This is a genomic window from Streptomyces sp. NPDC058464 (assembly GCF_042721035.1).
In the GTDB taxonomy this organism is placed as follows: domain Bacteria; phylum Actinomycetota; class Actinomycetes; order Streptomycetales; family Streptomycetaceae; genus Streptomyces.
The window spans coordinates 45,589-68,140 of sequence record NZ_JBHXMA010000023.1; the positions used below are offsets into that span (position 1 = coordinate 45,589).

At 69.5% G+C, this 22,552-nt stretch carries 21 protein-coding genes and 3 pseudogenes; 12 read left to right on the forward strand and 12 right to left on the reverse strand.

The window, feature by feature from the left end:
* The first annotated feature begins 345 nt into the window (after positions 1–345).
* Complete coding sequence (locus tag ACFWPQ_RS28245) at positions 346–1,014, forward strand: methyltransferase domain-containing protein (protein ID WP_384040498.1); 669 nt, start codon at positions 346–348, stop codon at positions 1,012–1,014.
* A 14-nt stretch (positions 1,015–1,028) separates the two neighbouring features.
* Here ACFWPQ_RS28245 and ACFWPQ_RS28250 read toward each other — a convergent pair.
* A protein-coding gene (locus ACFWPQ_RS28250; RefSeq protein ID WP_384040838.1) for an IS5 family transposase occupies positions 1,029–1,768 on the reverse strand; the annotation gives its coding sequence in 2 pieces (ribosomal slippage) (positions 1,029–1,478 and positions 1,481–1,768; 738 coding nt in all).
* Here ACFWPQ_RS28250 and ACFWPQ_RS28255 point away from each other — a divergent pair.
* Positions 1,727–1,861 (forward strand): hypothetical protein, encoded by a 135-nt coding sequence (locus ACFWPQ_RS28255; protein WP_384040856.1) that lies wholly within the window; start codon positions 1,727–1,729, stop codon positions 1,859–1,861. The two genes, ACFWPQ_RS28250 and ACFWPQ_RS28255, sit on opposite strands and share 42 nt — an antisense overlap.
* Positions 1,862–1,869: 8 nt before the next feature.
* Here the strand turns inward: ACFWPQ_RS28255 and ACFWPQ_RS28260 are convergent, their stop codons facing one another.
* From ACFWPQ_RS28260 to ACFWPQ_RS28275, 4 genes are all read right to left on the reverse strand, one after another.
* Positions 1,870–2,460, reverse strand: coding sequence for a DinB family protein (locus ACFWPQ_RS28260; RefSeq protein WP_384040501.1), 591 nt, complete (start codon positions 2,458–2,460; stop codon positions 1,870–1,872).
* A 997-nt stretch (positions 2,461–3,457) separates the two neighbouring features.
* Positions 3,458–3,874 carry a nuclear transport factor 2 family protein gene (locus ACFWPQ_RS28265; protein ID WP_143604716.1) on the reverse strand — a complete coding sequence of 139 codons (417 nt, stop codon included), beginning with the start codon at positions 3,872–3,874 and terminating at the stop codon, positions 3,458–3,460.
* 178 nt (positions 3,875–4,052) lie between these two features.
* A complete protein-coding gene (locus ACFWPQ_RS28270) occupies positions 4,053–5,003 on the reverse strand; it encodes an alpha/beta hydrolase fold domain-containing protein (protein ID WP_384040505.1) in 951 nt (316 codons plus the stop codon).
* A gap of 125 nt (positions 5,004–5,128) precedes the next feature.
* A complete protein-coding gene (locus ACFWPQ_RS28275) occupies positions 5,129–5,500 on the reverse strand; it encodes a nuclear transport factor 2 family protein (RefSeq protein ID WP_384040508.1) in 372 nt (123 codons plus the stop codon).
* A 131-nt stretch (positions 5,501–5,631) separates the two neighbouring features.
* Here ACFWPQ_RS28275 and ACFWPQ_RS28280 point away from each other — a divergent pair, with 131 nt between their 5' ends.
* Positions 5,632–6,687 (forward strand): MerR family transcriptional regulator, encoded by a 1,056-nt coding sequence (locus ACFWPQ_RS28280; protein WP_384040511.1) that lies wholly within the window; start codon positions 5,632–5,634, stop codon positions 6,685–6,687.
* Between the two features lie 221 nt (positions 6,688–6,908).
* On the opposite strand, the gene ACFWPQ_RS28285 is transcribed toward ACFWPQ_RS28280, so the two are convergent.
* Both ACFWPQ_RS28285 and ACFWPQ_RS28290 read right to left on the reverse strand, forming a co-directional pair.
* Positions 6,909–7,502 carry a hypothetical protein gene (locus tag ACFWPQ_RS28285; protein ID WP_384040514.1) on the reverse strand — a complete coding sequence of 198 codons (594 nt, stop codon included), beginning with the start codon at positions 7,500–7,502 and terminating at the stop codon, positions 6,909–6,911.
* A gap of 340 nt (positions 7,503–7,842) precedes the next feature.
* Complete coding sequence (locus tag ACFWPQ_RS28290) at positions 7,843–8,253, reverse strand: hypothetical protein (RefSeq protein ID WP_384040517.1); 411 nt, start codon at positions 8,251–8,253, stop codon at positions 7,843–7,845.
* Positions 8,254–8,404: 151 nt separating this feature from the next.
* Here ACFWPQ_RS28290 and ACFWPQ_RS28295 point away from each other — a divergent pair, with 151 nt between their 5' ends.
* Both ACFWPQ_RS28295 and ACFWPQ_RS28300 read left to right on the forward strand, forming a co-directional pair.
* Positions 8,405–8,692: a hypothetical protein gene (locus ACFWPQ_RS28295; RefSeq protein WP_384040520.1), complete on the forward strand. Its 288-nt coding sequence runs from the start codon at positions 8,405–8,407 to the stop codon at positions 8,690–8,692.
* A 4-nt stretch (positions 8,693–8,696) separates the two neighbouring features.
* Positions 8,697–9,070: pseudogene (locus tag ACFWPQ_RS28300) on the forward strand (IS5 family transposase); the annotation flags it as partial.
* Between the two features lie 501 nt (positions 9,071–9,571).
* Here the strand turns inward: ACFWPQ_RS28300 and ACFWPQ_RS28305 are convergent.
* Positions 9,572–10,282, reverse strand: coding sequence for a TetR family transcriptional regulator (locus ACFWPQ_RS28305; protein ID WP_384040523.1), 711 nt, complete (start codon positions 10,280–10,282; stop codon positions 9,572–9,574).
* Between the two features lie 104 nt (positions 10,283–10,386).
* On the opposite strand from ACFWPQ_RS28305, the gene ACFWPQ_RS28310 reads away from it, so the two are divergent.
* The 3 genes and pseudogenes from ACFWPQ_RS28310 (at position 10,387) to ligA (ending at position 13,787) form a co-directional block, all read left to right on the forward strand.
* Positions 10,387–10,869, forward strand: coding sequence for an SRPBCC domain-containing protein (locus ACFWPQ_RS28310; protein ID WP_384040526.1), 483 nt, complete (start codon positions 10,387–10,389; stop codon positions 10,867–10,869).
* 246 nt (positions 10,870–11,115) lie between these two features.
* Positions 11,116–11,589 (forward strand): annotated as a pseudogene (locus ACFWPQ_RS28315) (hypothetical protein); the annotation flags it as partial.
* A gap of 89 nt (positions 11,590–11,678) precedes the next feature.
* Entirely contained in the window at positions 11,679–13,787 is a 2,109-nt protein-coding gene (gene ligA, locus ACFWPQ_RS28320) for an NAD-dependent DNA ligase LigA (protein WP_384040529.1), read from the forward strand.
* Positions 13,788–14,174: 387 nt separating this feature from the next.
* On the opposite strand, the gene ACFWPQ_RS28325 is transcribed toward ligA, so the two are convergent.
* From ACFWPQ_RS28325 to ACFWPQ_RS28335, 3 genes are all read right to left on the reverse strand, one after another.
* The gene (locus ACFWPQ_RS28325; protein ID WP_384040532.1) at positions 14,175–14,678 is read right to left on the reverse strand and encodes an NUDIX domain-containing protein; all 504 of its coding nucleotides are present in this window, start codon (positions 14,676–14,678) and stop codon (positions 14,175–14,177) included.
* Positions 14,679–14,808: 130 nt separating this feature from the next.
* On the reverse strand, positions 14,809–15,711 hold the full coding sequence (locus tag ACFWPQ_RS28330; protein ID WP_384040535.1) for an NmrA family NAD(P)-binding protein: 903 nt from the start codon (positions 15,709–15,711) through the stop codon (positions 14,809–14,811).
* 187 nt (positions 15,712–15,898) lie between these two features.
* On the reverse strand, positions 15,899–17,494 hold the full coding sequence (locus ACFWPQ_RS28335; protein ID WP_384040841.1) for an MFS transporter: 1,596 nt from the start codon (positions 17,492–17,494) through the stop codon (positions 15,899–15,901).
* A 232-nt stretch (positions 17,495–17,726) separates the two neighbouring features.
* On the opposite strand from ACFWPQ_RS28335, the gene ACFWPQ_RS28340 reads away from it, so the two are divergent.
* On the forward strand, positions 17,727–18,308 hold the full coding sequence (locus ACFWPQ_RS28340) for a TetR/AcrR family transcriptional regulator (RefSeq protein ID WP_384040539.1): 582 nt from the start codon (positions 17,727–17,729) through the stop codon (positions 18,306–18,308).
* Positions 18,309–19,260: 952 nt separating this feature from the next.
* Positions 19,261–19,634: pseudogene (locus ACFWPQ_RS28345) on the forward strand (GTP-binding protein); the annotation flags it as partial.
* 118 nt (positions 19,635–19,752) lie between these two features.
* On the opposite strand, the gene ACFWPQ_RS28350 reads toward ACFWPQ_RS28345, so the two are convergent.
* A complete protein-coding gene (locus ACFWPQ_RS28350; RefSeq protein WP_384040542.1) occupies positions 19,753–20,043 on the reverse strand; it encodes an Atu4866 domain-containing protein in 291 nt (96 codons plus the stop codon).
* A 270-nt stretch (positions 20,044–20,313) separates the two neighbouring features.
* Between ACFWPQ_RS28350 and ACFWPQ_RS28355 the strand changes: the two genes are divergently transcribed.
* The gene (locus ACFWPQ_RS28355) at positions 20,314–21,069 is read left to right on the forward strand and encodes an Atu4866 domain-containing protein (protein ID WP_384040545.1); all 756 of its coding nucleotides are present in this window, start codon (positions 20,314–20,316) and stop codon (positions 21,067–21,069) included.
* Positions 21,070–21,119: 50 nt separating this feature from the next.
* Entirely contained in the window at positions 21,120–22,511 is a 1,392-nt protein-coding gene (locus ACFWPQ_RS28360; protein ID WP_384040548.1) for an amidohydrolase family protein, read from the forward strand.
* The last annotated feature ends 41 nt before the right edge of the window (positions 22,512–22,552 follow it).

The following is a 22,552-nucleotide window of genomic DNA, read 5'->3' on the forward strand; positions in this document are numbered from 1 at the left end:
GCGAGATTGACCGCTGCTTCGTAGGAGGTGACGGTCTTGTCGAACCGGGTGGCCATGCCTCGAAAGCCCTTGAGCTGGTAAGACGTCATTTCAGTTGGGGTGATCTTGCGGCAGTCCGGGGTGATGGCTGCTGCGCTTGTCGAACGGCCGTCCGTTCCCGGTGTATCTGCGGCTTCCCACCGGGTCTGCGATGTGAAGTGAACGAGTCCCGGGCGACGTACGCAGCAAGCTGCCACAGCCAGGCCACTGCCCGCGGCGTTCGGCCGCGACACGGTGCTGCCCTGTCTACCCAGCCGAGTTGTTCAACCTCCTGTCTCAGCAAACTCGTCGCCCTAATGTTGGCTGATGGGTGCATACCGCATTGACCGGCCGGCCGACCTCGACGTGGTCCGTGAGTCCTATGACAGGGTGGCCGACAACTACGCCGAGATGGTGGCGACGACGGGAATGGGCGACATCCGTTGCCATCCCTGGCTCAAGGCATCGATCGACGCCTTCGCCGACACCGTGAGCGAACTCGGGCCTGTCCTCGACGTCGGCTGCGGGCCCGGAACGGTGACCGCCTACCTCGCCGAACGCGGACTCGACGTGTCCGGAGTCGATCTCTCGCCCGGCATGATCCAAAATGCCCGCCGTCTTTATCCGCACTGCCGCTTCAGCGTCGCCTCCGCCACCGACCTCAGCCTCGAAGAGGCGTCCCTCGGCGGCGTACTCGGGTGGTGGTCACTGTTCAACCTCCCGCGCAACGTCCTTCCTCAGGTCCTCACCCTGTTCGCGCGGGCCCTGAAGCCGGGCGGACACCTCATCACCGGAACGCACGTCGGTGACGAGGACGCAGTGCGGACGGAGGCCTACGGAGGTGTGCCCGTCCACTGGACGACGCACAAATGGCGGCCGGAACAGTTCGTCGGCCTGATCGAGCAGGCCGGACTGCGCCCTGTCGCCGAACTCCGGCTCCCGGCAGATCAGTTCAGTGGGCCGGGTCTGGTCGTCATGGCCGAGCGCCCCGTCTGAGATTGGACGTCATTTCAGTGGGTGAGCCTGCGGTGACATACGAAGGTCGCGGCGATGGCGAGGAAGTGTTCCGGCTTGCGTTCGTAGCGGCGGTGGAGGCGTCGGCAGCCGGACGGCCAGGACTCGGTCCGTTCCACGACCCAACGGTGCCGGCCCAAGCGTCGGGACGACTCGATGCCCTCGCGGGCGAGGCGGTGCCGGATGCCTCGGGAAGAGAGCCAGCGCCGCAGATACCGGTAGTCATCTCCCTTGTCCCCGTGCAGTTTGCCGGGCCTGCGGCGCCGTGGGCCGCGACGTGAGCGGATGGGCGGGATACCGCGGACCAGCGGGATCAGGGCCTGGCTGTCGTGGAGGTTCGCCGCGGAGACACCGATCGACAGGGGCAGGCCGCTGCGGTCGACGATGAGGTGGATTTTCGAACCCTTCTTGCCGCGGTCGGGCGGATTCGGTCCTGTCAGCTGCCCCCTTTGAGGGCCCGGATGCTGACGGAGTCGATCGCGCACCGGGACCAGTCCAGACGCCCCCGGGAACCCAGTTCGTCGAGAACCAGGCGGTGGAGCTTGGCCCACACACGGGCCTCGTTCCACTCGGTGAACCGGCGGAAGGCTGTCACGCCCGACAGCCCGAAGCCCGGCGGCAGTTGGTTCCAGGTACAGCCTGAGGTGGCCACGAAGATGATCGCGGCCAGCCCCTCACGGTCCCCTCGCCGACGATGTCCACCATCCTGCGGCCGTTCCGGAGCCGCCGGAACCACTCGCTGGAACAACTCCCGCAGTTCTGCTGGCGCCAACCGTTCGACAAGCGCAGCAGCCATCACCTCAGGCTGCCGCAAGATCACGCCAACTGAAGTGATGTCTAAGCCTTGACGGGTGCGGCCGAGGCAGCCCTGGCGGCCTGCTCGATCTTCGCGCAGTAGGCCGCACGGGCTTCCTCGTCGATCTGTGTCTCGTGTTCGGGGCGCATCCCGGTCCGGCCGTCGAGGCCCTCGCGCAGGATGTCGGCGTGCCCGGCATGGCGGTTGGACTCGCCGAGGACATGGACCATGACGGCGAACAGGTTCGTGTTGGGACAGGGCTCCGGCCACCACGGCACGTGGCCGGGGGCGTCGAGGGGAAGCTCGTTGATCGTCACGTCCGAGTGTTCCCACGTGCGCCGGCAGAACCCGATGATCTGGTCGCGGGTCTCGTCCTCGGCCGCCCACAGGTCACTGCCGTCGTGGTCCTGCCACCGGGGCAGCGGTTCCGGGGAAGGCCGGTCGAAGACCTCGCCGAAGTACCTGGCCTCGACGGTGGCCACGTGTTTGACCAGGCCGAGGAGGCTGGTCCCGGTCGCTGTCAGAGGCCGACGGGCGTCGTATTCGGACAGGCCGTCGAGTTTCCAGAGCAGCGCCCTGCGGTCCCGCCGCAGTCTTCCGTGCAGGTTGTCCTTCGCGAATTCATCGATCATGCGGCATGAGCCTGCCATGGGCAGCTCGTGGTCTCAAGATCCCGTACGCGGTCCGCAACGACCGGCAGAGCCAAGGGGCCCGGCCATGACCGCCGCCCTGACCCGCTACAAGAAGCCCGCGAAACCTGCCACGTGAGACAACCTCTAAGACGGCGTTGTTGTACCGAACCTGATGGACGGGTTTCCGCAGGTCAGGTGTGATCTTGCCCCGGGTGCGGAAGGGTTGCTTCGTCGGCGGAGGTGTTGGGTGGCGTCGGTCGTGGGTCTGCTGGAAGCAAGGGAGTTGGCCGCGCGGGAGCGTGTGGAGGGGCTGCGGGAGGAGGTTGACCGGGTCCTGGCCGAACTCGCCGATGCCGAGACCGATTGGAAGGGCTGGGTGATCGCCCGGCAGCGTGTTGGCGAAGTCCATGCTGAATGCCCGAAGACGGGGGCATCTGCGGTTGCACCGACGTCCGCAGGTGGGGACCCCGCTCCTGTGGCCTCGCCGGAGCAGTCTGCGCCGTCTCCGGCGAGGCCGGTCAGGCCGGGCTCGATCGTGCCGGTGTGGCGTCCCGGGCTCGCGGCGGGTGCACTCGCGGTCGACTACCAGCGCATCCTCGCTCTGCTGGCCGGGAGGTCTTCGCCAGGCGGTGAGACGGTATCGTGCCAGGAACTCGCGGCCGGCCTCGGGCTGGAGCCGACCTCGGCGAACATCGAGGGCCGGGTGCGCTCGCAGGGCTTAGCGGAGCTTGTTGACGGCTTGCTCGGTGTGTTCGGGCCGGGTCTTCAGCTCGGTCGTGACGTACACGCTCATGGTGAGCCCCCTCTCCTGGGGAGGTTGTTGTGCACGGTTTGGGCGGTGGCGAGCGATGAGTTCGGCCGGTGCCGTGACGGGCCGGACGTTCTGGGGCGGGGCGTGGTGAAGGGGGCTGGGCTGCTGCCCGCGGCGGGGCTGGGTGGGTATGCCGTCGCGGGTGCGGCCGTGGTGGGGGAGGCTGGTCGCGGCGCGGGCCGGGTCCTAGGCGGTGGTGATCGTGCCGTCCCACTCGCCGCCGGACGGGACGGAGGCGTGCTGGTGGATCAGTTCCCAGCCGTTCTGCCGCCGTTCGAAGCAGTCGGTCTGCCGGGCCATGACGTGCTTGGTGGCGCCGTTCTTGAGCACGATGTCCGTGCTCTGCACCGTGCAGACGATGCCCATGTCTCCGTTGACCTTCGCGTCCAGTTCGAGGATGTCGACTTTGCAGGACTCGAAGTTGGCGAAGGTGTCGTCGAACAGCTTGCGCGCCGGCGCGATGCCCCTGGACGCGAACGGGGGGATGTCGAACCAGAGCACGTCCGGCGCCCAGTGGCGGGTGCTCTGCGCGCCGGTCATCGACTCCGCCATCTCGCGGACGATGGCGATGATGGCTTCCTTGTCCTGCTCGATAGTCGTCATGACGTTGCTCCTTTCGTCTTGCGGCCTTGATCGGCCGCTACGGGCAAGCCTGCGGTGTGCCGTCAGGGGAGGTGCAAGACCCGGCCCGGCGGCGAGACCTCCCCTGAGGGGAGGTCTCCTGCCCCGGGGCGTGCCGCCTGTGCTGGTCACCTGGGGGCTTCCCCGAGAAGCGGGACGTTCAGAGGGCGACCAGGGCGCGGAGGCGGTCGGCGAAGGCGCGCTGGGCGGCCCCGCAGTGCGGGGCGAGGCGGTCCCATCCGTGCGGGACGCCGGGATGGACGTGCAGTTCGACGGGGACGCCCGCGGCGGCCAGGCGCGCGGCGTAGGCGATGTCCTCGTCGCGGAAGATGTCGAGGTCTCCGGTGTCGATGTAGGCCGGGGCCAGGCCGGTGAAGTCGCTCAGGCGGGCCGGTGCAGCGACCGGGGAGACATCCGCGGTTCCCAGTGTGTCGCCGAGCACCGCCTTCCACGCCGTGTAGTTGTCGTCGTAGGTCCAGGTCAGGAAGGGTTCGCGGGCCGGGTCGGGGTTCTGGTTGCGATCGTCGAGCATGGGATAGACCAGGATCTGGCGGGCCAGGGGGATGTGCCGGTCGCGGGCCAGGATGGCGGTGGCCGCGGCGGGTGCGCCGCCGCCGCTGTCGCCCATCACCGCGATGCGTGCGGTGTCCACCGCCAGTTCGTGCGCGTGGCCGGTGAGCCAGGTCAGGCCGGCGAAGACGTCCTCGGCGAGCATGGTGCCACTCGCCTCGGGCGCCAGGCGGTAGCCGACGGACAGGAACGGCACCCCACTGTGCGCGACGTACCAGGAGATCAGGGTGTCGTAGGCGTCCAGGTCGCCCAGGATCATGCCGCCGCCGTGGGCGTAGAGCACCGCCGGGCCCGGCGCCATGGTCTCCCCGGAGGCGTACCAGCGCAGTTCGATCCGGGCGCCGTCGGGCGCCGTGGCGAAGTAGGTGGTGGTCCTGATCCCGGTGACCGGGGGGACCAAGGCCGCCATGGCGGCCTGGCCCAGGGTGCCGGCCTCGCGGATCGCCTTCCAGTCCCCGCGCTCGCGGGCGGGCGCGCCGGCGGCCTGCCCCGCGAGGGCTGTCAGGAGGGGGACGAGGTCCGGGTCGAGGGTGTAGTTCACGGGACGTGGTTCTCGCTTTCCAGAGGTGGACGGATGCGGGCGCAACGAGGTGGCGGTGCACGCAGCCCGGCGGGACGCTCTGCGTGCGCCGCGGGCCTCGGGCGGGCCGGACGGCGCGGCACCCCTCAGTACGGGCAGGGCTGGTTGCGGATCACGGCGAGGCTGACGATCTTGCCGTCGCGCACGCTGAAGTAGTCCGACATCACCAGTTCCACCGGAAGGCTGGTCTTGTCGTAGGTGCCGTCATAACGCGAGCGCACGATGATCTGCTCGTAGTGCTCGACGACCTCGACCGTCTCCATCGTGACGCGGTCGCCGATCATCTCCTTCTCCGCCCAGGCCCGGATGGCACCAATGCCCCGGATCTCGCGGCGCGCGTCATTCACGTAGGCGTCCTCGGCGAAGGTGGCCACCATCCGGTCCAGGTCGAAGGCGTTGACCGCCGCCAGGTACTCGGCGACGACGGGCGGCACAACCGCAGTCGTGGGCGTGGTCATGATCAAGGCTCCCTTCAGGCCGGCGGCCCGGCTGACCGCCTGCACACAGCCTCGGACCTGCCCCGACGAGAGGTACAAGACCCGCGAGCGCCCGCGCATCTCCCCTGAGGGGAGGTGGCAGAGTGGCAGGCATGGACGCGACACTGCCGATCGGGGACTTCGCGAGGGCCACCCACCTGAGCGTGAAGACGCTGCGCTACTACCACCGGGTGGGCCTGCTGGAACCGGACGAGGTCGACCGGCACACCGGCCACCGGTACTACACCACTGCACAGATCCCCACCGCGCAGATCATCCGCCGCTTCCGCGCCCTGGACATGCCCGTCGAGCAGATCGCCAAGGTACTTGCCGCCCCCGACCTCGACACCCGCAACGCCCTGCTCGCCGCGCACCTGCACCAGATGGAGCAGGAGCTGGCGCGCACCCAGAGCGCGGTCGTCTCGCTGCGCGACCTGCTCACCCGCCCGCCGGGCGGCACCCGGGCCGAGATCGGGCGCCGCAGCGTTCCCGCCACGCCGGCGGCCGCGATCACCGAGACCGTGGACGTCGCCGAGGCGCTGACCTGGTACCAGGGTGCGCTCGGTGAGATCTACGCGACGCTCGACGCCCAGGGTCTGGCCGCCGGCTCACCCGCCGGGGGGATCTTCAGCACCGACCTGTTCACCCACGAACACGGTCCGGCAACGGTCTTCGTGCCCTGCACCGAACCCGTACGCCCGATGGGCCGGGTCGACGCGCTGGTGGTACCGCCTGCCGAGCTGGCGACGATCATCCACCGCGGCCCGCACACGAACATCGACCTGGCCTACGGAACCCTCGGCGCCTACGTCGCCGAACACGCACTGGCCGTGGACGGCCCGATCCGCGAGTACTACCCCGTCGCACGCCGCGAGAGCCCGGACCCGGCCACGTGGCGCACCGAAATCTGCTGGCCGATCTTCCACACCGGACCGTCCCCCCACCAGCCCGCCGAGCCCAAGGGCGACGGCGGCCGGCAACGGACGACGCCGCTCCTCACGGACCGAGCCAGGAGAACCGGCCCTCAACAGGCGAAGCCATCCAACTGGCGAAGCCAGGGAGCACAGCGTGATCGTGCCGGTGTGGCGTCCCGAGCTCGCGGCAGGGCAACAAGCGTGTCCCACCGTCCAGAAACCACCAGCTCGCCACACCCCACCGGTTCCAACTAGCGTGTTCAGGCTCAGCAGTGAGCTGTGACACGACAGTTGGCGCTTTGTCACGAGGACTGGAACCGCCGTGGGTGACAGAAAGCTCGAAAAGTCGGCGTATTGGGGGCCGGTCGTCGCGACAGCGAGCGGGACCGGATCAACCGAGACGACGCCGACCATCCACACTCACGGGACCAGCGGGTGAGATTGTCGGCGCCCCGGCGCCGCTCAGTCACAGCCCCCTATGGCCGAGTGGGTCCGGCTGACGGGACGCGTTGTCGGCGCAGGAGCAGCCCTGCGGGCCGCCACAGGGCGAGGGCCAGGCCGAGGCCGAGCGGGATCTGCAGGAACTGCCGGATCACCGGAGGCCCGGGCTTGTCCCCCCGCCTGAGCGGGGCACGGCCCTGCGGATCGACGGTCACCGTGTAAGTGCCGCCTACCACCCGCTTCCAGCCCATGAGCCCGTTCTCCTCGAACGGAGCCAGCGGTGGGCCGTCGAGGACGGTGACCGTGTAGAGGTGGACGCCATCCCCCATGCCATCGCCGGCGGACCACCGAATCTGTCGGACCCTGACGTGTTCGGTACGCCCGTGCTCGTGCAGTACCTGCTGATCCAGCTCCTTGTTCTGCAGGAACAGCACCCCGAGGAGGCACACCGGACACAGCAGCCACCGGATGTCCCAGTACCAGCACGTGCGCAGGAACACGCATGCGAGGAGGAGTGCCAGCGCGCACAGCTCGTCGATCCACGGGGCGTGCGCGACGAAGGCTATGCGCACGATCAGACGGACGACCGCCCACAGCGCCAACGCCACGCCGGTGCTTGCGGCACCCACCAGCACCCACCAGCACCCGCCGGCCCACGCCTGTCCGCCCATTGCCTGCTTCGTCCGCGCTCGCCCTCACAGCCGCCTCGGGCACCGGGGATCCGGACCGGGCGTGAACGGCCGCCGTGGCGCAAGCTGCCGGATGCCACCGACCCAGGAGAGTGGCTGTTGGGCGAATCCCGTCCACGCGGCAACAGCCGTGCAGGTCACCAAGCGTTCAGTCCGCTTACGTGGGGTCGGTCCAGAGCCGTTCGTGCTTCGCCGTACTACCGCCTGTCCAGTCCCTACGCGTCGGGGTCCCTCCGGGCGATCCACGAGCACGGGGTGCCTGGCGGTGCCTAATTCCGCGTCAGGCAACGTTCGCCCTGTTGAGGAGCCACGCGAACACAGCCGCGCCGATGGGTACGGCGACAACGTAGCCGACGAGGATACCGACGTCTGAGTCAGCCAACGCGGGAAGGGCCCAGTTCGCTACTGCAGCCACGAACAGTGTCACCGTTGCCAGCGCAAGGAGGGCGGCAACAACGGCGAGCCGTCGGGGCGGTCCCGCACGGTACAACTCAACCGCAGGCCAGACCGCAAGCATGCTCGTGGAGAGCATGCCGAGACTGGGGTCGGGCAGCCACCCGAACGGCCACGCCAACAGGGTGCCGATCCCGAAGAAAGCGAGGCCGACGAGTTCCAGCAAGACGGTCTCCAGCACCAGGTCCCACGGACGTTGCCGGATCGAGCCGTTCCTGCTGTCCTTCTCATCGGCCACGTCGGCACAGTACCCACCGTCAGGGCGGTTGTTGCCTGATACGGCACTAGGAGCCCACTAGGAGCTGTCTGACGAATGATCAACCTCATGCCGGCCTGGGGCGGTAGGCAATGGCCTTGCCGTGGCGGTCACGGCCAGCGATGCTGGGCCGATGCCGGGGCAGCGCAAGAGAAGGCGTCAGCGCAAGGACGAGATGCGGCGGGCTGCTGACCGCTTTGCGCCGGAGGCAGGCCGCTGGGAAGTGCGTTTCGAGACCCAGGACGAGCCCGAGTGGCGCGAGCACATTCGCCGCCTCCGAGCATCGGACACGCAGATCGACTGGTCCGCAGCGCGGATGGACACCCTCTGCGGGCGCCTGATGCAGCCGACTACGTACCGGCTGAGCCTCTTCGTGCGGAACAAGGTGCCTGTCCCGGGCAAGGACTCCTCCGACAATTGATCTTGTGGCTGGCCGGGGTGAATTGACGGATGCGGCGTGGAGCGTATAGAGCCCTTGCTGCCGCAGGTGGACGGGCGTGGTCGTCCGTGGCGTGATCACCGGCAGGTGGTCAATGGTGTGTCGTGGCGGTTGCGGGCCGGTGCTGCGTGGCGTGATCTGCGCGAGCGGTACGAGCCTTGGCAGACCGTCTACGAGCTTTTGCCGCTGGGAGGCAGGCGGGACCTGAGCGAAGCTCCTGGAGCACGTCCAGGTCCGCGACGACGCGGTGGGCCGGGTGAGGTGGACCGCCTCGGTCGACTCCACGATCAACCGGGCCCACCAGCACGCGGCCGGCGCCCGCGAAAGAGGGCCGCGGACGGGGACGAGCTGGAGGATCCGGGCTGACCGGGTTCACCCCTGCCCGCAGCGGCCCGGGCGCCGCAGAGGAGCCGACCGAGCCCGACGGCGCCCCGAGCCTTCCTGGAGACGGACAGCCCGATCGCCGCCGACGACATCGCGGACGCCTCGCTCGCCACGTCGCACGAGGCACTGAGGCCCGGTTGGGCAACACCGCGTACGAGGGCTGGTGCGAGATGGCCGCCCGCACCGCCTGCGGCTGCCCGCCGAAGCACCCGTCCGCGATCGCCCACCGGAACCGCAGCGGACCCGGGCACACCACCGAAGTCGGCGGGCACATTGGCCACTCCACCAGCGTCCGGTACCACCCCGCCGCTGCCTCGGATGGATTCCCGGCGGCTGCGCCTGACCCGTGGGGCCTGGGCGCCCGCAGGCGGGCGCCCAGGTGTTCTGTCCATGGAGGTTGGTGACGGGGCCGGGTCGACTGGCGAACCGGCATGGCGGTGTTGTCGCTCGCCATGGCCCCGGGCCGGGGCTGTTTCGCTAACTGCGCCGACCGGAGGTAAGTGAGTGGATTCCGGTGTCGATGAGTTGGGCTGCGCGTTGGACGTCGGCGCTGACGGCGTCGTGCAGTTCCTCCGGGGTCCGGGCGAGGTTCAGGTGCTTGCGCAGTGCCCGGAACTGAACGGGCCACAGTGCGAGCAGGGCCGTCGCGGCTACCTGCGGTTCGGGGTCGTCCGGGCTCATCCCGGCGCGCTGGGCCAGGACTTTGGCGGCTACGGCGACTTGCTGGTCCGCCGTGTCACGCTGATAGGCCCGCAGTGACGGGGTGGATCTGATCAGCATGCCGAAGCGCAGAAGCATGGCCTTGGCCTCGGCCGGGTCGCTCTGCGCGTTCAGCCACGCCATGATGTTCGCCAGCTCGCCGGAGAGGATCTTCAGCGCCGCGTCGACCGGCGACAGGTCTGGATCGGCCAGGGTGGTTCGCAAGGAGTTCAAGGTGGCCTCGCCCAGGTCAAGGACGAGGGACTCCTTGGTCGGGAAGTAGTTGAACACCGTCTTCTCCGAGACTCCGCACGCTTCTGCGACCTCGGCGACCCGTACGGCGTCGAAGCCCCGTTCCATGAACATCTCGGTGGCCGTGTCGGACAGCCGCCGCCGCAGAATCCTCTTCTTGCGCTCCCGCAGCCCCTCGACGGCGGGTTCCTCGTCGCGCGGCCGCAGGGCCGTCCAGTCCACGGTGCGCATGGTCATCACCGAAGCATAGTCCAGTCCCTAAATATTTTCTGCTACTGTAAATTTACAGCCACTGAAGATTAATGTCGGGCTTGACGCCTGCATGCGAAAGGAGACCCTCCATGAGCGCCATCCACATCGTCCGCGACTACCCGCACCCGCAGCAGAAGGTCTGGCGAGCGGTCACCGATCCGGAGCTGGTTCCCCTGTGGACGGCTACCGGCGCCGGCGCTCGACCCGAGGGTTTCGCCACCACGGTCGGCACCACGTTCAGGTTCGTCGCGAAGCCAAAGCCCGGCTGGAGCGGTGTCGTGGTGTGCGAGGTGTTGGAGGTCCGCGAGCCTTCGCTGCTGCGCTACTCGTGGCAGGACGAAAGCGGTGGCGAGGTGACCGAGGTCGCCTACCGGCTCGAACCGCACGGCAGCGGAACGACCTTCACCTACGACCACACCGGCTTCACCGGCGCCGGAGGCTTCTTCATGGCCAAACTCCTTGGCGCCGTCCGCACCAAGATGCTCACCAAGGGCCTGCCCGCAGTTCTGAACGACCTCGACGACCAAGGCAACCTGCGACCGGCAAGCCCCCTCGGCCCCAAGCGGCTCTAGCAGGGCCGGCACGAGAACTCACTGAACAGCGGGCACATCCGAACCTCACCGCCCTTCGGGGTCACCTCCGCGGCCGGGGGCACGGGTCAACTCCCGTGCCCCCGGCCATCGTCATCGTCATCGTCATCGTCAGAACCAGAAAGACCCGCATGGTCCACCGCAACGCACCCCTGACCCAGACCGGTCTGACCGAAGTGATCCTGCGCGACGTTCGGCGCCCACTGCGGCTGCCCAGCAGACAACGCCGGGGCGCTGCCCCTGCTCGCCCACGCCCTGCAGGCCACCTGGCAGCAGCTCAACGACAACACCCTGACCGTGGACGGCTGCACCGCCAGCGGCGGCATCCACTCCGCCGTCGAAGCCGGCGCCGAACGGGCCTACGCCGCGCTCTCCCCCAGCGCCCGCCGCCGCCTCGCCCTGGGCCCGCTCGCCGCCCACGGGCCCAACCCCACCGCCACACGCCAGGCGGTGGAGGCCTTCGCCCGGGCCCGGCTGCTGACCCTGGCCACCGACCAGGTCACGATCGCCCACGAAGCACTGCTGACCCCTGAAACAACTGCGCCTGACCGTCGTTGCCCTCTCGGTACTGCTCGTGGTGACCAGCGCGGCCAGAAGAAGGAAGCGGAAGTGCGGCGCCGGGATGCCGGGCAGCGTGCCGAACGGCCAGCGTCTGCATTCCGGGCGACACGACCAGCCGGTGGGCCGGAGCAGGACCCGTAACTGCGGATGACGCCGAACCCGTGCTCCCCGATCGGTTCGGGAAGTCCGGGAGAGTCCCGTTGTCAGTGGTGGGAGGCATGATGCCGGTCATGACGACACCAGTAGCAGAGATCGTGGATACCGTCGCCTACGCGCAGGCGGTCGAGGAGGCCGTCGGGGCGGCGGCCGCGTACTACGCGGGCGGCACGTCGCCGCTGGACGACGACGCCTACGACCGGCTGGTGCGCTCGATCGCCGCGTACGAGGCCGTTCACCCCGAGCAGGTGCTGCCCGGCTCCCCGACCGGGAAGGTGGCCGGCGGCGCGGTGGGGGGCGATGTCCCGCACACGGTGGCGATGCTGAGCCTGGACAACGTGTTCTCCCCGGAGGAGTTCACCGCCTGGACCGCCTCCCTGGCCCGTCGTATCGGGCACGAGGTCGCCCGCTTCCACGTCGGACCGAAGCTGGACGGCCTCGCGATCGCCGCCCGCTACACCGAGGGCCGGCTCTCCCGGCTGATCACCCGCGGGGACGGGACGGCCGGGGAGGACGTCTCGCACGCGATCGGCATCATCGAGGGACTGCCGGAGCATCTGGCCGAGCCGGTCACCGTGGAGGTGCGCGGCGAAGTCCTCATGACCAGCGCCCAGTTCGAGTACGCCAACGAGGTGCGCACCGAGCACGGCGGGCTGCCGTTCGCGAACCCGCGCAACGCCGCGGCGGGCACGCTGCGGGCCAAGGAGCGCCTCTACACGGTGCCGATGACGTTCTTCGGCTACGGACTCCTCCCCCTGCCCGGCACCGACCCGGTGCTCGCCGAGCGGCTGACCGCGTCCGCGCACAGCGACCTGATGGACCTGGTCGCCGAACTCGGCGTGCACACCAGTGCCCGCACCGACGTTCCGGACGCCGTCGTCGAATCCGTGGAGCAGGTCCTCGCCCGGGTGGAGGAGATCGGCGCGGTCCGTGCCGGGCTGCCGTTCGGGATCGACGGCATCGTCATCAAGGCCGACTTCGCCGCCGACCAGCAGGCCGCAGGCTCCGGCTCCCGCGCGCCCAGGTGGGCGATCGCCTACAAGCTCCCGGCCGTGGAGAAGATCACCCGGCTGCTGGCCGTGGAGTGGAACGTCGGCCGCACCGGGATCATCGCCCCGCGCGGCGTCCTCGAACCGGTCGTCATCGACGGCTCCACGATCACCTACGCCACCCTGCACAACCCGGCCGACATCACCCGCCGCGACCTGCGCCTGGGCGACCAGGTCATGGTCTATCGCGCCGGCGACGTCATCCCCCGCATCCAGGCCCCGGCCGCGCACCTGCGCACCGGCGACGAGCAGCCCATTGCGTTCCCGGAGGCCTGCCCGCGCTGCGGATCGGACATCGACAGGAGCGAGGAACGCTGGCGGTGCACGCAGGGCCGCAACTGCCACCTGGTCGCCTCCCTCTCCTACGCCGCCGGCCGCGACCAGCTCGACATCGAAGGCCTCGGCACCACCCGCGTCGTCCAGCTCGTCGAAACCGGCCTCGTCACCGACCTCGCCGACCTGTTCGCCCTCACCCGCGAGCAACTGCTCGGCCTGGACCGGATGGGCGAGACCAGCACCGACAACCTCCTCGCAGCGATCGCGGCGGCCAAACTGCAGCCGCTGTCGCGGGTGCTGTGCGCACTCGGGGTACGCGGCACCGGCCGGTCCATGTCCCGCCGTATCGCACGCCACTTCGCCACCATGGACTTGATCCGTGCCGCCGACACCGGGGCGATGCAGCAGGTCGACGGCATCGGGGTGGAGAAGGCCCCCTCGATCGTCGCGGAACTGTCCGAACTCGCCCCGCTCATCGACAAACTTGCCGCCGCGGGCGTCAACATGACCGAGCCCGGCGCCACCCCGCCCGCCCCCGCCTCCGCCTCGGCCTCCGCCGACGAGGCGAGCACCGACGGCGAGACGCCCGTGGCCGCCGCGGAGGCGGGTCCGCTGGCCGGGATGACCGTCGTCGTCACCGGCACGATGACCGGAGCCCTGGAGAAGCTGTCCCGCAACGAGATGAACGAACTCATCGAACGCGCCGGCGGCCGCTCCTCCTCCAGCGTCTCCAAGAAGACCACCCTCGTCGTCGCCGGCGAGAACGCCGGTTCCAAGCGGGCCAAGGCCGAACAACTCGGCATCCGGCTCGCCTCACCCGACGAATTCGCCGCCCTGGTCGCCGACTACCTCAATTGAAGCCCCGGCACAGCATGTTCTGCAGCTCACAACGGCTTGCACGACCTGAGCGGGAACAAAGTGGCGGTGGTTGACCGTTCATGTGTACGTGACCGCGGAGGGGACAGTGTCCCCGGGCCTCACCTATAGCCCATGGGGACGATCGTCCGGCTGAAGCCCCATGGAGCCTGCCGCCGAGAGGCGACCGCCCTCCGCACGTCACCACCCACGGCCCCGGCTGGTCTCCCCCGTCCAGCCGGGGCCCTGTCACGGGGCATCAGCCGCCTGGCCGGGCGCGCCGCGATTCAGAGCATAGGGTGGGGTTCCGTACGTAGGCAGCGCGGTCCCTGCCCGGCACCCGCCTTGCAAGACGTCGTCAGCCCTGCTCGTACGCGAGAAGCGGCCAGGTCAGGGCTGCGCGGCGTGGAACGCGAGATACCGGCTGAAGGCTTCGTGGCTGTCGGGAGTGAAGTGCCATTCCAGCAGGGCCGACCGCAGCTCCGGCTCGGTCAGCCAGCCATACCAGGCGACCTCATCAGGATCGGCGGCCACCGTCTCCGGCACCACGGCTTCGTGCACGCCGAGCCAGTGAGGGCTCAAACCACTGCGGTTGAGGAACGTGAACAGCAAGCGTGGCAGCACGCGAATGCCCAGCTCTTCGGCCAGTTCCCGCGCGGCGGCCTGTTCATAGGACTCACCGACATCCACGGCGCCACCGACCACGACCTCATGGAGCCCGGGGAAGCGCGACAGCTGCTCCGACCGCCGATGGACGAGGATCCGCCCGCGCTCATCACGGCACACCGTCACGGCGACCCGGTGCAGCCACCCCTCCCGGATGGCCTGCCTGCGGCTGACCACCACCCCCAGCGCACGATCCTGATCGTCGACACGCTCCACCAGTTCGTCCACGACGCACACCCTGGCAGAGCCCACCGACAACGCCGCTTCCCGGCGCCCCACGGAGGCGGACCGCGTATGTCCGAGAGGAGTCTCGGACATACGGGCACCGGCCTCGGACGGTGACTGATCGGGGCACGGCTCAGCCAAGGTAGAAGTCCCTGCGTGCCTTGACGAAGGCCTCGATCGACTGCGGGGGGATGCCCGTCACGCGCTCGACGCCGTCGGTCGTGCGGTCGTAGCGGTTGTCGCGGTGCAGCTTGGCCATGGTGATGATGTGCTGGACGACGTGCGGCGGCAGTCCCAGCTTCGGGAGCTGTGCCTCCCACCTCTGCGGGGGCACGTCCACGTAGGAGACCTCGCGGCCCAGCGCCCGGGAGAATTCCGCTGCCAGTTCCGTCATGTCGACCGAGCGCGGCCCGGTCAGCTCGTAGATCTGCCCGATGTGCGGAGCTGGATCGCGGAGCACGGTGGCGAGGACCCGTGCGACGTCGTCCACGGCGACCGGTGAGGTGCGTCCGCTGCCGAACGGCAGGGCGATCGTGCTGTTCTCCTTGATCGTCCGGGCCGCCAGATCGGTGAACAGCGGAGTGTCCAGGAACACCGTCGGCCGGATGTGCACCACGGGCAGGCCGGACCAGTCCAGCACCTGCTCCGTCAGCCAGTGCAGCCGTTGCTGGTGGGACTCCTCGGTGCTGGTGGCGGTCATCTGCGAGACGGTCATCTGCGACAGGTCGACCAGGGCTTCCAGCTGTCCGTACTCCCTTGCCACGGAGGCCACCACGGTGGCCGCCAGCAGGTGATGCGGCGACACAGCCATCCCGAAGTACATGCGCGTCACGCCCTGCAGTGCGGCCGCCACCGTTTCGGGCCGAGTCAGGTCGCCGACGACCACCTCCGCGCCGAGCGCCCGCAGCTCGGCCGCGCGCTCGTCCTCGCTGCGCACCATGAAGCGCACGGGTACGTCCTGAGCACGCAGTTGCTCGAAGACCGTACGGCCCACGCCGCCGGCGCCGGGGATGAGCACAAGGTTGCTGGTGACCATCAGTGGATCTCCTTCGCATGAGGTGAGTGTCGGAGTCGAGGTGTGATCGGGCCGGTGGGCGACGCGGCACGGGCCTCGTCCCCGCGAGAACGTTCTTCGAGGGTTGTCTGGACCATCGCCTCGGGCGGTCGGGCGGGACGGCCTGGGCCGGGCGGTCGCCTGCGGTGTGTCGCGGGCTGACGGGGGGTCACCGCTGGGCTTCCACGGTCTGGCGCCGGGATCTGTCGGCGCCGGCCGCCGCGGCGGCCTTGCGCGGCAGGAAGGCCAGCACGACGGCGGCGCCGAGCAGGGCGACGGCCGCGGAACCTACGGCGGCGATGTGCATGGCGTGGATGAAGGCGTCGTTCGCGGGCCGCACCAGCGTTCTGCCGGCCGGTCCCAGCTTGTCGGCGACGGCCAGGGTCGCCTGGACGGATTCGCCTGCGGCGGGCCGGTCGGAGGGCGGCAGCATGCCCAGGTGGCCGTTGATGCCGTTGCGGTAGCTGGTGGACAGCAAGGATCCCAGCACGGCGACGCCCATCGCCCCGCCGACCTGGCGGAAGGTGTTGTTGATCGCGGATCCGGAGCCGGCCTTCTCCCGCGGCAACGACGACATGATCATGACCGTGGCGGGCGGCATCACGTGGGCCATCCCCGTGCCCATCAGGAAAAACAGCACTTCCAGCACCCAGATGGGAGTGCTCTGGCCGAGGAGCAGGAAGCCGGCGAAGGCCGCGGCGGTCAGGACCAGGCCGGTGGCACACACGGCTCGGGCACCGAAGCGGCCCACGACCAGCCTCGCGCGCGGGGCGAAGAACATCTGAGAGGCGGCCAGTGGCAGCACGAGCAGCCCGGATTGCAGGACGCTGTAGCCCCGGACGCTCTGGTTGTAGAAGACGCTGAAGAACGTGACCCCCATGAGGGCGAAGAAGACCAGCCCGACGGCGGCGACGGACGCGGAGAAGCGCCGGTTGCGGAAATACGTGACGTCGAGGGCCGGGTGGTCGCTGCGGGCCTCGTGGACCACGAAGCAGGCGAGGACCGCCAGGCCGGCGAGGATCGTCGTCCAGGACTCGGGCCGGGTGAAGTCGCCGTACTGGCCGCCTTTGATGATGCCGTAGACCAGCAGGGCCAGACCGATGATCGACAGCAGTACGCCGAGCGGGTCGAGCCTGCCCGGCTCGGGGTCCTTGGAGTCGGGGACGATCGCGGCCATCGCGGCCATCGCCGCGATCACGATCGGCACGTTGACCAGGAAGACCGAACCCCACCAGAAGTGCTCCAGCAGGATGCCGCCGGTGATGGGGCCAAGAGCGATGGCGAAGCCGACCACACCGGTCCAGATCCCGATGGCCTTGGGCTGCTCCTCGCGCTCGAAGACGTTCATGATGATCGCGAGCGTGGCGGGCAGGATGAACGCGCCGCCGAAGCCCATCACGGCCCGGAAGGCGATGAGTTGCCCGGAGGACTCCGACATCGCGGAGAGCACGGAGCCCACGCCGAACACCAGCATGCCGAGGAGCAGCACCTTCTTGCGGCCGAGGCGGTCACCGAGCAGGCCGGCGGTGAACAGCAGTCCGGCGAAGACCAGCGTGTAGGAGTTCACCGCCCACTCCAGCTGGCTCTGGGTGGACCCGAGACCGGTGGGAGCGGGCTGGGCGATGGTCTTCATCGCCACGTTGAGGATCGAGTTGTCGAGCATCACCACCAAGAGGCTGGAGAGGAGCACGGTCAAGATCGCCCAGCGTCGGCGGTGGACCGCCTCGGGAACCCTTCCTCCCTGGCTCGGTGGCGCGGGTGGCATGGACGCGGCGGGCGTCGAGGGCTCGGTGGGGCCGGGCGGTGGTGACACAGGAGTTCTCCAGTGCTGTCAGTGACGATGGGATTTCGGAGCGGATCACGCGGGCCTCGGATGGTGGAGGCGGCGGCAGGCTCTGCTCTCCCCGGCTGGCGATCCGGCCAATTAGATGTTGGATGGAATCTAATAGAGGGGTAGGATAGATGTCAAACGACATCCATTAGAGGAGAGTGATCCCATGGGGCGCGTGTCCCAGGCGCAGGCACAGGAGAACCGGCAGCGCGTCGTCGCGACCGCCTCCCGGATGTTCCGCGAGAAGGGCACCGCGGTGAGCGTCGCCGACCTGATGAAGGCCGCGGGGCTCACTCATGGCGGGTTCTACAAGCAGTTCGCATCGAAGGAAGACCTCGTCGATGAGGCCATCACTCACGCCTTCGAGAATCCGGCGCCCCACTCTGCGGCCGCGGCAGTCACACCGGAGGAGGGCGAGGACCACGAGGCCGCCCGCCAGGCGATGATCGACGACTACCTCTCGATCTGGCACCGCGATCACGCCGCAGACGGCTGCCCGGTCTCCGGATTCGCCGCCGACCTCGGGCGCGAGCCCGACCAGGCCGCCGGCGCCCGCGAGGTCTACATCAACGGGGTACGCAACCGCGCCGCCCGGCTGGCCACGAGCGAGGACGACGGCCTGGCCCAGCTCTGCACCCTGGTCGGCGCCCTCGCCCTCGCCCGCGCCACCCGCGGCAACCCGCTCTCCGAAGAACTCCTGCAGGCCGCACGCACAGCTCTGACCGAGAGCGGCACCAAGGGGTCCTGACGGGCCGGTTCGGGGGCCGGCTCTCCAGCCACCGCCAGGCGAGGATCCCGACGTCGGCGACGGCGTCCCGCTCTCCGACGAAATACCCCCTCGATGGCGTCGGGAACGGCGGCACCGGAGGGCGCCACCAGCGCACGCAACTTCGTCCGGCCGGGCCCGCAGGAACCGTCCTCACCCGGTGTCGGTCTCGGTCCGGAGGTCCTTGTCCTGCAGCCGGTGCTGCCGTTCAGGGAGAAGCCTACGTAAGGCCGGTAGAGCCCGTTGGCCCCTAGCCAGCGGGGACACACGCCGCCACGGATGGGAAAGTCCCTCGGATCAGTTCGCCGGCCTGCGAGTTAGGAGGTGCGGGCGCGAGGGCGGCGCAGGCCATCACTATCTCCCAACTCCATATGCGGCACCGAGCCGTCGGGTCCCCTGAACGGCGCCCACGGGGCCAGGGAGGGGCCTCAGAATGCGTCAGGGCCGATCATCCTGCTGCCACGCACGGGGAAGCCGCGGGTTCCATCACTGGCCAGGCGGGGGCTACCGACGGAATTCGCCGACCTGTGGAGATGCGCCCTGCGCCGTGTGGATCTCCCGTGCTGAGGTGCGATGCCTCCCGGGCGATTTCCCATCCGCCGGCGCGTGACCGAGTGCGGCAGTCGGCCGCTCGCGCGCCGGCGCCGACAGGGGTAGGGCTCGTGATTCTTTCGGGTGAACCGCCCCCGGACCCGGCCCCGGGCGGTGCCGATCCGGCGTCAACTTCACGGTGGGCGATCGGGAGACCACGGGGGTGGACCACAGCAAGCAACCCCAAGATCACTTAGCGTGCGAGTGCGGTTACTTTCGGTCGGCTGCCATGGAGTGGTTCGGCTGAGCAGGGCCGCACTCGTGCGCCGGCCCATTGGAAAGCAGAGCCCGGCAGGCAGCCACGCGATGGTGCACCCTTCGCTCGGGAACGAGGAGGCAGCACATGGCGAAGGCGAGGTTCGAGCGCAGGAAGCCACACGTGAACATCGGCACGATCGGGCACGTCGACCACGGCAGACGACGCTGACCGCGGCCATCACGAGGATGCTGCACGACAGGTTCCCGGACCTGAACCCGTATACGCCGTTCGAGGACATCGACAAGGCGCCCGAGGAGCGTCAGCGCGGCATCACCATCTCGATCGCACACGTCGAGTACCAGACCGACGCCCGTCACTACGCGCGCGTCGACTGCCCGGGCCACGCGGACTACATCAAGAACATGATCACCGGGGCGGCGCAGACGGGCGGCGCGATCCTCGTCGTCGCCGCCACCGACGGTCCGATGCCGCAGACCCAGGAGCACGTCCTGCTGGCCGTCACCTGTCCAGCCACATTTCGTCGGTGGTTCAGGCGGGTGTTGTGGGTGCCGGAAACACGTACCACCAACGTCGGCTTCTGCCGAATGCCTTCACGGCGTCGAGCCGAAACCCTGGCTACCGTCGGCTTTCCCGTCCGGCAGGCTCGTCGCCCTCGCGGTAGAGCACCAGGTGCTCGTGGTAGAGAACTCCGTCGCGGATGTCGCCGGTCGCGGTGAAGCCGGTGTCGTCGACGTAGTCGAGGTGGTTGCCGGTGACGGTGTAGCTGCCGGTGTAGGCACTCTGACGGTTGCCGCGGGCTTCGTCGTAGCGGCCGTTCGGCAGCAGTTCCTGGCGGATGAATCCGTCGGCGGTCACCCACATGCCGACGTACGGGTGCGGGTCGCGGGGCGTGTCGTTGCTGGTCATGCCTCAACGATCAGCCCGGCGGCCGATGACAACCAGGCCGCTGTCTCCCCAGGTGAGGGCTTCCTGGGTGCCACGCACCCACCCTCGCGAACCGGCCGGATCGTGGGTGCCGGACACCTAGGGACAGAGCGGCCTGGTTCCGGCTCCGTCACGCGACGAACCTGGTGGTCAGGCGGCTGCAACAGCCGCCGGACACTCGCCTCGGACCCGCGTCGACGCTCACTCCCGCAGCGGACACACCGGTGAGGCGACTCCACCGAGGAGCACGCAATGACCATCACCGCCACCGACACCGTGTGCTGGAACCCCGAGGCCCTCGACGAGATCCTCTCGAACGACGAGGGACGTCCCGTCCTGTTCACGAACGCCAGGATCCTGACGATGGACCCGCTGATCGGGGCCATGGTCGGCGCCGACATCCTGTTCGTCGGCTCGCTGATCGTGGGGGTCGGCCCCGGCATCGTCAGCGCGGCAGGGGACGACAACGCCATCGTCGTCGACGCCTCCGGCACGACCGTCGTCCCCGCCGTCATGGACGCGATCGCACTGGCCGGCGGCCGCGAGCACCGCTCGGAGTACGTCGCGACACTGGCCCCCGGCAACACCACCGACTTCCTGGTGGTGCCCGACGAACTCGCCGACGACGTGCCGACCGCGGTGGCCACCCTGCTGACCCACCCGGAGCGGGTCCGCGCGCTCGTCTCGGCGGGCCGGCCGGTGCTGTGGGCCGGCTCCGACGTCCCCGGCCGGGCCGCCGCACCCGAAGCGGGCATCCCGGACGCGGAGGACCTGACCGGCAGCCCGCGGGTCGGTGTCTGGATCGACCGGAACGACTTCCTGCACCAGGAGCTCACCGCCGACGGCCGCTACGACGAGACCCGGGGCGGCCGCCCGCACGCCTACCAGGGCCGGTACTGGATCGACGGTGACCGCATCGACTACCTGGACGACCTCGGCTTCTGGGCCTACGGCGAGTTCCGGGGCGACGAAGTGCACCACGCGGGCTACGTCATGAAGCTCGGCTGACTCGCCCGTCCCCGCCCCCTTTCCTCCGCCGTACCGAAAGAAGACTTCTCATGAACCTCAACGACACCACCAGCGCCGCCGTCCTCGAAGAGCTCCGGCGCCGGCCCGCCGATCGGCGGCGCATCCTGTTCACCGGCGCCACGGTCGTCACCATGGACCCCGGCCTCGGTGTCGTCGACGGCGCCGACCTCCTCGTCGAGGGTGACACGGTCACCGCCGTCGGCCGCCACCTCGACGCGGCGGACGCCGTGGTCGTCGACGCCACCGGCACGATCCTGGCCCCCGGCTTCGTCGATACCCACCGGCACGCCTGGGAGGCCCAGCTGCGCCGGATCATGCCGGACGTCGACGACCTCGGCGGCTACGTGTTGGCCACCCTGGCCGGTTACGCCACGGTCTACCGGCCGCAGGACATGTACACCGGCACCAGACTGGCCGCGCTGACCGCGATCGACAGCGGCATCACGACCATGCTCGACTTCTCCCACAACTCCCGTACCCGCGAGCACTCCGATGCCGCAATCGAGGCGCTGCGCGACACCGGCATCCGCGGTGTACACGCCTCCATGGGCCCGCACTTCGGTGACTGGGACCGGCAGTGGCCCGGCGACCTGACCCGCCTCAAGGAGCAGTACTTCGGCAGCGACGACCAGTTGCTCACGCTGCGCCTGGCGACCCTGGCCACCGACGAGATCGCCGGACCGGCGCTCGCCTACGGCCCCGAACTCGCCCGTGTGGCCAAGGAACTGGGCACCGGGGTGAGTGTGGACGCCGTCTTCGGTGCCGCCTCCTCCGACGCGGTCCTGCGCTGGGCCAAGGACGGCATCCTCGGCCCCGGCGTCACCCTCATCCACTCCACCGGGCTGACCCGCGAGGCGTGGCAGGCGATGGGCGCCTCCGGCACCACCGTGGCCCTCGCGCCGACCTCCGACGCCCAGATCGGCCTGGAGACCGCGGTCCCCGCCGTCGACGAGGCGCTGTCCGTCGGCATCCGCCCCGGCCTGAGCATCGATGTCGAAGTCGCCCTGGCCAGCGACATGTTCACCCAGATGCGGGCCCTGCACGCCATCCAGCGGATGCGCGCCGTCAACGCCGCCTACGGCACCGAGCGTCAGCCCTCCCGCATCACCACCCACGATGTCCTCGACTTCGCCACCCTGCAGGGCGCCCGCACCAACGGCCTGGCAGGCGTCACCGGTTCCCTCACCCCGGGCAAGAAGGCCGACCTCCTGGTCATCCGGGCCGAGGACCTCAACAACATGCCGCTCAACGACCCGATCGGCACGATCGTGCTGGGCTCGGACGCCCGCAACATCAGCGCGGTCCTCATCAACGGCGAGCCCCGCAAGTGGGCCGGACAGGTCCTCGACGTCGACCTGGCCGCCCTGCGCGGCGAGGTGCACGCCTCGCGGGAGTACGTACTCAACACCCCTGCCGTCTAAGCGTTGTCTCACCCCGTTCCGTGGTCCCCCCGGCCGCTCCG